The 13424-nt window shown below is 53.0% G+C and carries 16 protein-coding genes; 6 read left to right on the top strand and 10 right to left on the bottom strand.

Annotated elements, in window-relative coordinates:
• Window positions 1-10 precede the first annotated feature (10 nt).
• From ACZ5ZS_RS08395 to ACZ5ZS_RS08385, 3 genes are all read right to left on the bottom strand, one after another.
• Window positions 11-331 (bottom strand): hypothetical protein, encoded by a 321-nt coding sequence (locus ACZ5ZS_RS08395; RefSeq protein WP_188595623.1) that lies wholly within the window; start codon window positions 329-331, stop codon window positions 11-13.
• Between the two features lie 135 nt (window positions 332-466).
• Entirely contained in the window at window positions 467-1435 is a 969-nt protein-coding gene (locus ACZ5ZS_RS08390; RefSeq protein WP_188595622.1) for a 2-hydroxyacid dehydrogenase, read from the bottom strand.
• A gap of 130 nt (window positions 1436-1565) precedes the next feature.
• A complete protein-coding gene (locus ACZ5ZS_RS08385) occupies window positions 1566-3335 on the bottom strand; it encodes a hypothetical protein (RefSeq protein WP_188595621.1) in 1770 nt (589 codons plus the stop codon).
• A gap of 47 nt (window positions 3336-3382) precedes the next feature.
• Between ACZ5ZS_RS08385 and ACZ5ZS_RS08380 the strand changes: the two genes are divergently transcribed.
• Window positions 3383-3724: a hypothetical protein gene (locus ACZ5ZS_RS08380; protein WP_188595620.1), complete on the top strand. Its 342-nt coding sequence runs from the start codon at window positions 3383-3385 to the stop codon at window positions 3722-3724.
• Here ACZ5ZS_RS08380 and ACZ5ZS_RS08375 read toward each other — a convergent pair.
• Both ACZ5ZS_RS08375 and ACZ5ZS_RS08370 read right to left on the bottom strand, forming a co-directional pair.
• Window positions 3704-4114 (bottom strand): RNA-binding domain-containing protein, encoded by a 411-nt coding sequence (locus ACZ5ZS_RS08375; RefSeq protein WP_188595619.1) that lies wholly within the window; start codon window positions 4112-4114, stop codon window positions 3704-3706. The two genes, ACZ5ZS_RS08380 and ACZ5ZS_RS08375, sit on opposite strands and share 21 nt — an antisense overlap.
• 5 nt (window positions 4115-4119) lie before the next feature.
• Window positions 4120-4632 carry an AAA family ATPase gene (locus ACZ5ZS_RS08370; RefSeq protein ID WP_188595618.1) on the bottom strand — a complete coding sequence of 171 codons (513 nt, stop codon included), beginning with the start codon at window positions 4630-4632 and terminating at the stop codon, window positions 4120-4122.
• A gap of 113 nt (window positions 4633-4745) precedes the next feature.
• Between ACZ5ZS_RS08370 and ACZ5ZS_RS08365 the strand changes: the two genes are divergently transcribed.
• Window positions 4746-5876, top strand: a complete 1131-nt coding sequence (locus ACZ5ZS_RS08365; RefSeq protein ID WP_188595617.1) for a tRNA (guanine(26)-N(2))-dimethyltransferase — start codon at window positions 4746-4748, stop codon at window positions 5874-5876.
• Here the strand turns inward: ACZ5ZS_RS08365 and ACZ5ZS_RS08360 are convergent.
• The 3 genes from ACZ5ZS_RS08360 to ACZ5ZS_RS08350 form a co-directional block, all read right to left on the bottom strand.
• Window positions 5873-6667: a helix-turn-helix domain-containing protein gene (locus ACZ5ZS_RS08360; RefSeq protein WP_464858262.1), complete on the bottom strand. Its 795-nt coding sequence runs from the start codon at window positions 6665-6667 to the stop codon at window positions 5873-5875. The two genes, ACZ5ZS_RS08365 and ACZ5ZS_RS08360, sit on opposite strands and share 4 nt — an antisense overlap.
• A gap of 79 nt (window positions 6668-6746) precedes the next feature.
• Entirely contained in the window at window positions 6747-7451 is a 705-nt protein-coding gene (locus ACZ5ZS_RS08355; RefSeq protein ID WP_188595615.1) for a fibrillarin-like rRNA/tRNA 2'-O-methyltransferase, read from the bottom strand.
• A gap of 26 nt (window positions 7452-7477) precedes the next feature.
• Window positions 7478-8728 (bottom strand): C/D box methylation guide ribonucleoprotein complex aNOP56 subunit, encoded by a 1251-nt coding sequence (locus tag ACZ5ZS_RS08350; RefSeq protein WP_188595614.1) that lies wholly within the window; start codon window positions 8726-8728, stop codon window positions 7478-7480.
• Between the two features lie 114 nt (window positions 8729-8842).
• Between ACZ5ZS_RS08350 and ACZ5ZS_RS08345 the strand changes: the two genes are divergently transcribed.
• Window positions 8843-9472, top strand: coding sequence for a 6-hydroxymethylpterin diphosphokinase MptE-like protein (locus ACZ5ZS_RS08345; protein WP_188595613.1), 630 nt, complete (start codon window positions 8843-8845; stop codon window positions 9470-9472).
• 185 nt (window positions 9473-9657) lie between these two features.
• Here ACZ5ZS_RS08345 and ACZ5ZS_RS08340 read toward each other — a convergent pair whose 3' ends face one another.
• Window positions 9658-10176, bottom strand: coding sequence for a GNAT family N-acetyltransferase (locus tag ACZ5ZS_RS08340; protein ID WP_188595612.1), 519 nt, complete (start codon window positions 10174-10176; stop codon window positions 9658-9660).
• Window positions 10177-10331: 155 nt separating this feature from the next.
• Here ACZ5ZS_RS08340 and ACZ5ZS_RS08335 point away from each other — a divergent pair, with 155 nt between their 5' ends.
• Complete coding sequence (locus tag ACZ5ZS_RS08335) at window positions 10332-11627, top strand: purine-cytosine permease family protein (RefSeq protein WP_188595611.1); 1296 nt, start codon at window positions 10332-10334, stop codon at window positions 11625-11627.
• 72 nt (window positions 11628-11699) lie between these two features.
• On the top strand, window positions 11700-12158 hold the full coding sequence (locus ACZ5ZS_RS08330) for a DsrE/DsrF/DrsH-like family protein (protein ID WP_188595610.1): 459 nt from the start codon (window positions 11700-11702) through the stop codon (window positions 12156-12158).
• Window positions 12159-12239: 81 nt separating this feature from the next.
• Here ACZ5ZS_RS08330 and ACZ5ZS_RS08325 read toward each other — a convergent pair whose 3' ends face one another.
• The gene (locus ACZ5ZS_RS08325) at window positions 12240-12977 is read right to left on the bottom strand and encodes a molybdate ABC transporter substrate-binding protein (protein ID WP_188595609.1); all 738 of its coding nucleotides are present in this window, start codon (window positions 12975-12977) and stop codon (window positions 12240-12242) included.
• Window positions 12978-13077: 100 nt separating this feature from the next.
• Between ACZ5ZS_RS08325 and ACZ5ZS_RS08320 the strand changes: the two genes are divergently transcribed.
• Window positions 13078-13410, top strand: coding sequence for a DsrE family protein (locus ACZ5ZS_RS08320; RefSeq protein ID WP_188595608.1), 333 nt, complete (start codon window positions 13078-13080; stop codon window positions 13408-13410).
• Window positions 13411-13424: the final 14 nt, after the last annotated feature.

Genomic DNA, 13424 nt, shown 5'->3' with positions numbered 1-13424 from the left:
ACATGCCTAGTTAAGTGGCATGCCTATTCGAGGAACCGCCGCGCGCCTTATACATCAATTTCCCCCTTTCATCTAGCTTCTTTATGAGGAGGCCGGCGGCCGTTAACTGCTCCACGGCGGATAGGAGCTTCGCCATGCTTAGACCCCTTTCCTTACCCCAAGCCATTAACTCCTCCTTACTCACTCCTCCCCTGTTTACTATGAAGGACAGCAAATCATCGGCTATACCCCCAGGCCCCGAGACTTGACGCTGCTCCTCCCCTGGGGAGGGGAAGAGAAATGACGTTATGCTGGCATCACTGCCCTTCTCCTTCTTGGACTTCCTAGGCACGAATTAACCCAGTCCAGCTCAATATAAACTTTCCTTAATGACCTACAGATGCCCATGAAGGCCAAAGGGGAGGCACAAGCAATTGCGACGCACTCCAAACCACCCTCAACGCCGCGAAGCATGCAATAGAATTAATTATACGTATTCGCTTCTATTAACTAAGTTTCTGGCATCCCTCCCCTCCAAGAATTTTACCACATTGGTCACCGCGCTCATGATGACCTCCCTGCTTACCTCGTCGCTGTAGGTGGCGCCGCCAGCTATGTGGGGGGTTCCAAGCACGTTGGGAAGCGAATGCAGCCCCGTCTTTGTCTTCATAACCGACTCGCCGGATCCGTAATTCCACCAAACATCCGTGCCGAACCTAATGCCGGGCCGCCTCTTTAATTCCTCATACAGGTCCTCCTCAACTATCACCTCTCCCCTGCCCACGTTGACCAATATGGATTCATCCTTCATATTACTCAGGAAGTCTCTCCCTATGATGCCCCTCGTCTCCTTCGTGAGGGGAAGAGACACTATAACCACATCGGCCCTTCCTGCCAGTCTTGGCGCGTCGGTGGATGGGTGGACCTCATCGATGCCCGGCGCCGGCGCTCCGCTTCTGTTTATGCCTATCACCCTCATTTTGAATCCCTCCTTACCTATCCTGGCCGCCTCACCGCCTATACCCCTGGTTCCGAAAACCATGAGGGTTTTCCCATGTATTAGGTAAGGTTTGGAGTAAGGACTTGATATGTACGCGGACCTGTTCGGCGTCGTGCCGTTCAATCCCTTGGCAAGCGCCAGCACCAAGCTCCACGCAAACTCCGCCACGGGCCTTGAGTAGGCGCCTGCATTGCTCAGCACAGCAACGTGGGGAGGTATTGCATTAAACGGTAGGTGATCCACCCCCGCGGAGAACGTCTGTATGGCGCGGAGTCCCCGTAGCTTGCCGATCATGGATAATAGGTCCAGGTCTCCCATGCACCAACAAAGCAGGGCAACGGCCCTCGCCATTGTCTCCTCCTCCATATCGCTCACCATCCTTGCTTGGAAACCATGATTCTCCAAGTACTTTATGGCCTCCCCAGGTAAGGGAATCGTAGTCAAAACGATATCCATCGCTGCCATAGAAATAGCTGGCTATTAAGCATTTAGGGCTAGATGACCATTATGAATTGCCTGCCCCATGAGCAATACAAGAGCCTAGACCCCTGGGAGCCATCCAGGTGAAACCGCATGGTTAACTTCATCATATGGTGACCTCATCATCGATACCGCCGCTCGAGTGCTTCCTGATCGCGGCCGAGACGATCCCTATCAACATGATCATTAACAAAAAGGAGAGCACAATCATCGATTTAAAGGTGAGCGGCCATAGAACTGTCACGTGCACGATTGGGGCTATCCTCGCCACGTAGTCCTGCCCATTCACTTGCACCACGACGAAGGAGGCGGAGGAGGGTACGCATATGGTCCTCGCGTCAAAGTACGTTAAATTGCCGATCACCACCACATAATTGGATATTGGGAATCCAAGTATATCTGTGACCTTGACCTTCATCGAGTTGACGGGCATGTAAATGGACTCATTGGTGCCATTGATCACCACGCCGCGTTGAGATAAGACGGCCCCATCAAGCGCCAACGCCACCGACACGGAGGAGCCGTTCCTCACGTAGCCCAGCGATACGGGGAAACCATACTGCTCCCTCTCTCCGTTAACCAATAAGTATGGAGAGCCGGGGCACGTGGTGGCATTGGTCTTGATGGTGATGGATGTCCTGTAGAAGAGGGGAACGGTTATGTATGGATCCAGCAGGGTCACGTTTACGTGCCCGAGCTGGAATGAGTAATTATTGACGACCACTATGGCGGAGTAGGTGCCGGGAGGCACGCATACGCCTGGGCCTGGCCTTATGGTTGACCTACCATTACTGAGAACAACCGTTCCATTGAGCGGTTGACCGTCAAGCGACACTATGTTTATGCCATCCGATAACACGTTCAAGCTCAGCGAAGCGGAGCCCGTAGGTATGGAGCTGATGCTTAGGTTCATGAAGGGAACTCCGTTGAGGAAGAGCGTCACGTTGCTGGGCACCCTAACTCTCAATTTTCCACCGGAGTACTGTCCCCCGCTTATTATTAGGTTGCTGCATGCGGGAGTTATAGATATCGAGGCTGGTTCCGTTGTTATCGATGAGATGGAGATGTTCCTAACCAGCAATTGGGATGGAAATAATTGAATTAACGGAGTAAATGAAGACCCCCCGTACTCCACGTCATAGAACGGTTGGCCGATCACGTAGGCCATCCCCGTGTTGAAGACCGTGGTGTAGTAGACTGGATTTATGGAGGCGTAGGCCAATCCACTTGTGTTTAGATAAATAAGGACTTGCGGTGTAAAGGCTATTATTGTCTCCTGCGTGACGGGCAATTGGAACCCGCCCACCTCAGTGTAGTTTTTAATCACGTTCATTGGATGAGTGAATTGAGACTTGATCACAACGCCGCCGGGACCTATGAATACCACCTTAATCAACGCGTAGAGGAAGGAGAAGCCCGGAGGGGTTGGTATCGTTATGTTATCGCTGCCGGGCGAGAGCTTCACTGTATAATTGACGCCGGGCTCCAAGTAACCATAGGGAGAGGGGGGTGGGTACTGCCCCAGCGTCACGTAGAGCCCGTACACGGAGCCGCAGGGAGCGGTAAGCGAGGCGTACTTGGGCGAGTAGAAACCAATGTAAGGGGCGGCCGTGCCATTGCTGTATATTATCTGTATACTGGATATGCCGATATAGGACCTGGGGTCGGGGTATATTAACCAATTAATGGAGCCGCTGGAGCATTTCTGTGGAAGCAGCACTGCATTGCCCGTTAATTGATATTGATACGAGTAATTGCCTTGCTGCACGTAAATATAGCTGAGCTGAGTCGTCGATGCCAGCGCTATGGGCAAGCTAAGCAATGCTACCATCAATGCCAGCAATGGTCTTGCGTCCACTTGGCTTTGATCAATCATTGCAAAAATAAGATAACGTTTAAAATCTCCCTCGGCTCTTCACAGCCATGAAGCTGGTGTACGCCGACGCCGCCGTGACCTTAACGGCATTCTTCCTAGTGGTTAACGTGGCCCTTCCCTCCTTCTCCGTGGCCGAGGCCGGCCCCATAAGCTTAGCTAAGCCGTACACACTCAACTCCGACGTGTTGGCGGTGCTGCCGTGGCTAGTCTCCATGTTATTGACGATACTCACCATAAAGGAGACTTGGTTCAATGCAGCCATAGCCTACACGCCGCTGGAGGAAGTCACCAGCAGGGTTTATAGAATAATGGCGTTCTTCATGTTGTTCCTCAACATAGCTATACTGATAATATTGATCAATTATCTTCTATCTATGAAGCCCATCTAGCCTCCTGGGCGGCGGCGCTATCCAGTCTATTACCTTGCCTGGATCTACAGCAGTTATGGTTATTATTATGGGGCCCATGGGGCTCTCCCCATCTTGCGACACGAAGGAGACAGCGCCGGCAAACGCCGCTTGCTTGTGGAGTTTTATCTCTATGGTGTCCCCCACGGCGCTGCTGCGAAGCACCTCCCTGGCCAGCCTAGCTATGCCAGCCTTGCCGATCAATTTTCTAAGCGGCGACAGCGAGGAAAGGGAGTGGCTGACCCCCACAACGTAGCTCTGACCGTTCTCCTCCACCATGGTTAATTCCATGTCCACCAAGTTCAGCACGGCCGCCTTTACTTTATTTGGATCCTCCGTTGGATTCACCGCCGCCTTTACCGAGAGCTCCATCGAGCCTACACAATGGCCTGGATTATATTCCTTACTGACTCGCGTAGCGACTCCAATCCATCATCGTTCAAGATAATCCTATCCGCCCTGCTTATCAGCTCCGCCAATCCGAATTTCAACTCCCTGTAATCCCTCGCAATCAAGTCGCTTGGGCTCCTTGGATCGTCCGGCCTCCCGCGGTTCTTGAGCCTACTGAACCTGACGCCCATGGATGAAGCCACGTATATCAAGAAGACGGAATTAAATCTCTCCCTGAGGGCGTCCAATTCATCCACGCTTCTCAACCCCTCAACCACGGCATTGCCCTCCTCCATCTCATTAATGAGGTCCACCACCACTGCCCTTGCCCCCCTTGTTATGCGGAGGTACACTGATGCCTCATCGGTGGACATGCCCAGCTCAGCCGCTCGGCGCCTAACTATATCACCCATTGAGTACACCCTGAACCCAGCCTCCCCGAGGAGCCTGCTCACCGTGGTCTTGCCGGCCCCTGGAAGCCCAGCTACGCCTATTATCACTGGTCTAGGCGAGGGACGGCCATTTAAAGCATTACCGTTGATTGAAGCCCCACGCTCAGCGTATAACCCATCCAACTGCCATGTATTTAAACGCCTATTTCAACAACTCATCGGTGAACATCGAGGAATTAGTGGAGGTGGTGGAGGGCAAGGCCAGGATACTCGTTCCCAACCCCATGAAATATACGGTGGGAGGCAGGCCGGAGCCAGCCAAGGCACCCGTGTTTTTCAATCCATTGATGAGCAACAACAGATCAATATCCGTGGCCGTCCTCCGGGCATTCATGGACTCCAGGGGAGGCGGGGCCACCGTGTGCGAGCCCCTCTCGGGAAGCGGCGTTAGGGGGATCCGGTACTTGCTGGAGGTCGATGGAGTCTCCAAGGTAGTGATGGGAGACCTAAGCCGGGAGGCGCATGCCTTAATTATGAGGAACTTAGAGAGAAACGGGGTTAGCGATAGAGCTGAGGCGGTTAGGGGAGACGCCAACGAGCTGCTGTCCAGGGTGAAATGCGATGTCGTTGATCTAGACCCGTTTGGATCCCCTGCGCCGTTCATTTCATCCGCAGTAAGGGCGCTCCGCGATGGTGGATTACTATGCCTAACAGCAACGGACTTGGGCGTGCTTGAGGGGAGGCATTACAATAAGGCGGTTAGGCGGTATGGAGTATTCCCATTAAGGGTGCCCTTCTCAAGGGAGGTGGGGCTTAGGGCATTGATTGGGTTTGTTGTGAGGGAGGCATTGGTGCTGGATGCCGGCGTGATTCCCTTGATTGGATACCACGAGAGGCATTACTATAGGGCATGCGTTGTGGTATCCAAGGACAGGGCGGATGCCGTGGAGTCGCTGAGGAACATGGGCTTCTATGGATATAACCCAAGGACGCTGAAGCGGTGGTTAACGCGCGGATACCCAATAGGAGCCCCCGGCTTGGGGGGGCCGGTGTGGATAGGTGGATTGATGGATCCGGAGTTCATGGATGGGGCAGTCAGGAAGGCGGGCGATGACGTGAAGGCATTCATGGAGGCATTGAGTAAGGAATCCATTGCCCCCCCGCTCTACTTTAGATTAAGCGAGTTGGGACGCGTAATGGGCTTCACCCCATCCATAGATGCATTGATGGAGACAGCATCATCTATTGGAGTAAGGGTGTGGAGGACGCACTTCGCAGTGGATGGATTTAAGATCGAGGGGGATCACAAGCTCGCGAAGCTGATTTCAGCGTTAAGTGGCTCCCCACATTAATTTCGAGCGGCTTGGCTGGGCCTGATTACCTCTATCTTTCCATCATCCACAACGGCATACCCTATATCCAGGATCTCGCTTATCTTTACCGCCTCCTCCCTCACGTCGTAGTCCAGCAGGCGGAGGTTGGAGAACTCGGCAAACCGGGCGTGCGCCGATGCAAGGAGGTGAGCGTTGACCACCACGTCGCCTGCGCACAGCTTCGTGATTCTCTTGTTGATAGAAGCCCCGGGATCCCTGGGGGTCAGATCGACGTCCTCAAGCACCTCCTCCCCGAATAGCTCTGCCAACGCCAGCGCATGCTCGCTTGCCGCTTCCATTCCTCCCTTCTCATACTCATAAATGGTCCGCCTGCCCACTGACAGGGCCTCCGCTAGATCACCCAGGCTAAGCGAGTGCTCCTGCCTCATCCTCCGCAGGACGCGGCCGTTTACCTTGGCCTTTATCATGCCTCTCTCCTTGAATAGCTTGGGCATCCTGCCCTCAGCGATGTTGCCCAGGGTCTTTGGGTTTATCATGGATATCCCATCCCTCCGGTACACCGTGTCGTCCTCAAGCTTCTCCCCGCCATTGCTCTCCGCCACTATCATGGTCATGATGCCCAGCTTGGAGAAAGCCAGGAGATCTATGGCGTTATCCTCGCTCACGTCGCCTCCATCGGTGGTTACCTTAATTAGTGTGGGGCCTTTCTTGGTCTTGGAGGCTATCGTATAGCTGTACTTGCCGTCCGATACAATAACGGTCCTTCCCGTCCTTGATAGGTATCTAATGGTTTCCTCCAGGACCTCCACGTCTATGCATTGATGGACCGAAATATAAGCCTTTCCTTGCATGACGATGTTGATGCATGTGATTCCCAGGATCCTGCGGCTATATCTTCCTGCCGACCACCAATGCGTGAGCCACGTCGTAGGGCTCCAAGTGAACCGTGGTCTCTACGTCGAATCCCCTCTCCTTTAGGGCATCTATCTCCCGCTTGAACGTCTCAGACGGCTCCTTGGTCACGTCTATCGACATGGCCTTTATGACAAGCACCACCCTCCCGTCCTTGTTGAGAAACACATCAGCGTTGTCAGCCAATACCTTGGCCTGGAAGGGCTGGGCCACGTCTATATAGACTAGGTCTACCTTCTTAACAATGGATATGTACTGCTCCGGGTACCTGGCGTCCGCCAGTATAGGTATCACGTTGCGGCGGCCCTGGTCTATTATCCTCTCCATGAACTCCCTGAAAACCCTGGGGCTGAACTCAACTCCATAGATAGTGCCGCTGGGCCCCACTATGTCACTCATGTGGCTCACCGTGGTTCCACTGGCTGCTCCCAGGTATAATATCTCGCTTCCCTCGCCGAGGGGCATTACTTTCAGCCCATTCATCAAGGCGGCGGCCAGCTTCGATCTATATGGATTCCACACCCTGTACTCCACGCCGTTCATGTTTATCAATTGCTCCCCATACACCCGCCTCCCTGGAGTTAAATTGACCGTGGCCAGCCTGGCGCTGCCGTCCTCGAAGTGGACCCAGTAAACGCCCTTGAATTCATGCTCCTCAACGCTCACTGCCTTTATCGACATCTATATCGCCCATCCCCCCGCTCTTATTATCTCTTTCCCCTCCATTGCCTCCTCCCCCCGCTCCTTCCTCCCCCTACATGCCGCTCCTGGTGCTGCTCCGGCTTCTTCGCGGGGGGCTTGGCGTAGAGGGTCTTTATTTCCTGTATCCTCTTCATTAAGTCCTCCTTAAGTTTAGGCGCTATGAAGTTCCCAGTGAACGCGTCCGCCTTAGCCGCTATAGCCAGCTTGGCGGCCAACGCCCTCGCTATCTTGCCGCGCTGCCACCGGGGCGCCCTGAATATTTCCTGGAACTGGAATAAAATGCCGTGCTTCGGTGGCCTGCTGCCGGTTCTCAATGCCCTGAACAGCGCCTTCTCCGCGCCCAGCACTTGAATTGTTGAGGCCGGCATCATGGATAACCTCATCAAGCCCCCGGCCAGCATTATTAGACGGGCACCCAGCAGGGAACCCACAAGTTCGCGTATGTTCGGCGCGACGTCCTTCATGGCATCATCTATGTACTGCGTCACCTCGTTCCTGGCGTTATATAGATCAATGAATTGCTTGGCTATGTATTTTATTTGTTGTATATCCCAGTCAGTCATGGATGCCCCGACGCTCCTCCTGGCAGCCTCGGCTATCTTCTTCGCCCTGTCCTCCTGCAGCTCTGGAACTGCCTTGAGTATATTATCCATGGTGTAGTTATCCCGCTGGCCAAGCTCGAACACCAACTTGGCGTATTCTATTTGCTCCCTAGTCAATCCATCCAGTTCAGGGAAGTGGAGACCATACCACTCCTTCATCCTAGAGGCGTATAGATTCAGTATCTTATCCATATCATCAACTGCACTTATGGCTTGAGCAATGAAGAGGTCCCTCTTCTCCGCGGTCTGCCTTATCTTTCCCCTGGTCTGCGCCACGGTGGCCTCGAACAATTTATCCTTGTACTCCTCAAAGCTCAACCCGTAGAGGGAGGCGACGTATTTATCCTTGAACTGGCTTCTGAACATGAGGCCTACCTTGGACGGCAATTCCGCCTTCACCTCAACACCGGTCTCCTTCAGGCTCACATTTCGCGCCATCTCCTTATGCTCCAGGGATACTGCGGACACGCCTCTTCCCTTCAACCTGCTTATCAATGCAATTACCTCATCTATCGCCTGTCCCTGCTCCATCGCCGTCAATTTACGGGCTATCTCATCCACGTCTCCCTCGAATAATTCCTTGTCTATGACGTTGCCATTCTCGTCCAATGCAGCAACGCCCAATGCATCCAAGACGATGTATGCCATACTCATAGCGAATCAATTCCAACGTCGATTAATAAACATTATCCTTACATTGCTGAGCAAGTCGAAACACCCCCGGAAAACGCGAAACAGGGAAATACTGGAGGCTATGCTTGAAACTAGATGGGATTAGTCCTAGACCCGCTGGAGTACGAGCTCACCAGGGCCATCTACTCGCGAATACCGGGGCTCAACTTCTCCGGCGACGCGGTTGCCGCGCGGGAGGCGCCCCAGTTCTGCAACTCGCCGCTGAGCGATCTGCGTGGACTGGATTGGAGCGAAGTAACCATAGTCATGCCAGCGTTGGCCGAGAAGCCCAGGCAACGGGGATTGATTATTGCCGTGGAGGGCAGGTCCCTCTCCATTTTATCCGGGATGGGAATAAGGCCCGACGTGGTGGTGACGGATTTCGACTTCGAGCCGGAAAAGTTGATCGGCTATGATGGTGTGGTGCTGGGGCACGCGCACGGCGATAATATGGGCATCTTCAAGGGTTACGCGGGTAGAATGGCCAGAATAATACCCACCGTCCAATCATGGCCTACGGGATGCTCAATACTTCCGCCCGGGTTCACCGATGGAGATAGGGCGGCCTACATAGCAGCGTATATGGGGGCACGAATCATCCATGTCTATGGGTTCAAGCCCGATGTGGTGATAAAGCGAGACGATGCGGTGAAGAGGGCGAAGCTGGACGTCGCAAAGATATTCATGAATAGGGTGGCCCGCATCGTTGATGTGAAGATTTATTGACATATATTTATGATAATATCAATTTAATAATGGCGAAAAGTTTAATAAACTGTGAAATAATAAGATACTGGAGTAAAGATTTGGGCACCGCCCAGTGCGGGGGTAAACCCAAGGGCGGTAAAAATCGACCTCCCCGGGGCCCGAGCCCCGGTGGAGGAAACCAAATCTCTCTTTTCCATGTAAAATTAGTAATAATACTCCATAACTATTACATCAAAGAAGGCACTCCCTCTCCGCACCTCCCGGGGGAACACCCCGATGCGATTGAAGCCGGCCCTCTCATACAGGCGAATCGCAACTTCATTCACTGAGAACACTTCCAATCTAACCTTGCTGAACTTCGATCTGCCCTCCTCCAACGCGCTTCTCAAGAGCGAGGAGCCCAACCCCTTCCCCCTATACCCCCTCCTAACCAATATGCCGAGCACTCCCACGTGTTGAACCTCGGAGTTAATCCTGAGGGGCACTATGTCGCACCAACCCACTACCCTGCCGTCGACTTCGGCGACCTTCATGACCACGCGGCCGGCACGTACATCGATTATCCTGTCAGAGAACCACTTCACCTCATCCTCGAACGAGGGCTTGCTGGAGTAAAGTATTAAACCGAGGTCCCGGTTATCATTCACCTCATCATAGAATGAATAATACGTCTCTATTACATCTAAGAGATCCGTCCACGCGATGTCCCTTATCTTGTACATATTCGCGAAAAACCGTTTCAGTTTAAATAGTTGCAGTACACGAGAAATGCAGTTTTCGGCTCTGCCCGCTCTAAAACCGCTTTCCTTCTTGGTTCGCCTCATGATGGTTTTTGCCGCTGCCAGCGAATCTAGGAGTCGCGGGTGGGGGGCTATTCATGGAGAGGCTGGGCATCGAGCACGTGCCATCCTCTGAGAGACATGGAAATCCCATAAATCAATTCACTCTATGGTTAGCCAGCAATTTAACCGTGGCCGATTATGGCCTGGGCGCAATACTATACTCGCTTGGCCTGCCCATACAAGTCCTAGTCTCCATAATGGTGATTGGAAATATAGCGGGCGGCCTCCTCGTTGGGTTGTTGGCAGCAATGGGGCCTGAGTTCGGTTATCCTCAAATGATGATTTCGAGGGGAGTATTCGGAGGGCGGGGGAACGCCGTCTTCGCGGCGGCCAATTGGGTATCCACCATAGGTTGGTTCTCCGTGAACGCCATAATAGGGGGTTACTTAATATCATTCATGCTGCCGCGCATTCCGCTTTCCCTCTCAACGGTGGCCTCGGTTGCAATTCAATTTATTATAGCATTATACGGATACGATGCCATACATAAAATGGAGAAGTGGCTATCGGTGGCGCTGGGGGCTTTGTTTGCCGTGGCTGCCGCGGTGGCCATAATCACAGCGCGGCCAGTCGCCGCTGGGGGAAGCGTTAACCCGGAGCTGGTGGCCGTGGGACTGGCCACGGTGTTCAGCTACATAATGTCGTGGGGACCATATGCCAGCGATTATAGCAGGTACCTGCCGGAGAACACAGGAAAGGCTAAGATAGTCGTGGGAGCCATGGCTGGCGGGGCGTTGGCTAGCGCATGGAGCGAGGCGGTGGGCTTCCTAGCCAGCGCGGCGACGGGGAACTCCACTGGCTCTCCAGCCGTCTTGGCTCAATTAATGGGGAGGTTCGGCGGTGCATTCTCCGCACTGGCAATTATCGCCCTCTTCCTAGGCGCGCTGGCGGCCAACGTGCTTAACTTATACACCAACTCGCTGTCGGCCATGGTTTTGTATCCACGCATGAAGAGGCAATCCGCCACTATATTGGCAGTAACGGCCGGAATCGCGCTGGCGGTGGTAGGAGGGTTGAATTTCGAGGGTTACTTCGAGGGATTCCTATTGATGCTGGATTACTGGATAACTCCATGGATAGGCGTAGTCATTGGGTCCTACTACATCAAGCGGAGGGTGACTAAGCAAAACGTGGAGGAGCCGGTCAAATTCAACTTTAAATCCATAGCTGCATACGCGATCGGACTTGCAGTGTCGATTCCATTCATGAACCTCAGCGCGGCGACGGGGGGATTAATCCCCTTCACGGGTCCCATATCATCAATTATGGGAGGGGCCGACGTGAGCTACTTCATAAGCTTTGCTGTGGCAATGGCGGCGGCAGCAGTATAGCATTTTATGCACACTATCGTATTTTCTGCATTCAATTAAAAGTATTTTAGCCATGAGTGCCGTACCGGTCATATGGAGGAGAAAAAGCTCGGGATAGTGTTCGCGTCTGGGGCCGCCAACAGGGTGTGCTGCGTCGTGGTTTACACGGCCGCGGCGCTATCAATGGGGTGGCGGGTAACCATTCACTTAGTCAACGAGGGGCTGGTGGCGTTTAGGAAGGACACGGCAAACAAGTTGTGGAGCGATGATATTAAGGATTATTCAATCGTGCTTAAGGAATACGAGAAGTACTTGAGTGCGTTCCTGGGCAACGTCAAAGAAATGATAAAGCAAGGCAAGTTCCAGAACTGGCCAGAGGCCTTGGCAGACCTAAAAAACACGTTCGGGGACAAGCTTCACATATATGCTTGCCCGCTGGCAGCAGCCACGTATGGCGTGAAGAAGGAGGACTTGCTAGACATAGTGGACGACATAAAGGACGCAAACGCCTTCTTGGAGGAGGTATATGGAGGCGTAACCATGTATATATGATCAAGCCGATCCTACAATTCCCAGCAATGAAGCAAATGAACCATCATGACTCGCCTTCCATATATTATGGAGACTGCGATCTCAAGTCGTGGGGCCCACCCACCTAAATCCATGTTTCTCGTATATTTCCCTCACCCTATTTGACTTGAGCATGTTATATGCCCGCCGAGCATCGCTGCTGGCCCACGGCATTAATGCCATGGCTAGTCTACCCACTAACCTAGGCTGCGGCGCCGAGTAATCCAGGCGCCAGTAAATAGCCTCCGTCCTCCAAACTATGCCTGCATCTATCATGCCCGCATTGATCAAGGCCGGTATTTCCCTGTGGTGTATTTTGGTTAAGAAGGCACCCCCGGCGATTAATTCATCGTAGCCGCCGCAATTATCCTGGAAGGCCTTGGCGAACATAGCCCCAATGCCCTCCGTCATCGGGTTCGGAATTGCCACTCGTCGATCTCGTAGGTCACACCACGTTAGCACGGGCTTGCCCACGTAGGCGATCACAACATCGTTTTCCACGTATTCAAACGAATCGGCGACTTCAATGCCGTTTAGCATTGACGGAGGAAGCGACGCTATCTCGGGTCTGTAATCCATCACTAGTCCTCCAATTCTCATGGCTTCCCCCAGCGCCCTCCTCCTGGCTAAACCGGGCGGTATTGTCTCAATAACCGCCTTAATTCCGCTTGAGTTCAAAATGCTCAACACATCCCTAGCTGCAAACCATTGATTGCCGGCCATGGTTATTTTAACCCCAGATAAGTCGCCGACTACATCCTCCAACACATTAACGCCAGCAAGAGTTACGTCAATCACCATGAAATGAGCAATTAACGGAGATTTAATATTGCTTTGCCCAGAGCCAGCGCCGCCAATGGGAGAACCAAATCCTTATTTACCATAAATGCGTAAGGAAAACATGGTTCATAGGGTAATAATTCAAGTATCCGATCTAGATAAAGTGGACGGGGCATTGGTTTCGTGCCGGAACTTGTTGGACGACATGCCGGATGCTGAGGTAGAGGTGGTATTCCACCAATCAGCCATAGAGGCAGTAAGGAGGGGAACTCCTAGAGAGGGAAGCGTGATGGACCTAATGAGTAGGGGAGCCAGGATCGTGGCTTGCAAGAACTCGATGAGGACCAGGAACATGGGGGAGGAAGAATTGATCGCTGGAGTCTCCATAGTGAAGGCAGGAGTTGGCGAAATAGTTAGAAGGCAGGCAGAGGGTTGGATCTACTTAAGGCTGTGATAGAGAGGATAAGC

It is taken from the genome of Thermocladium modestius, from assembly GCF_055398215.1.
Note: the sequence above shows the minus strand (reverse complement) of the source record. Positions and strands in the feature narration are given on the sequence as shown.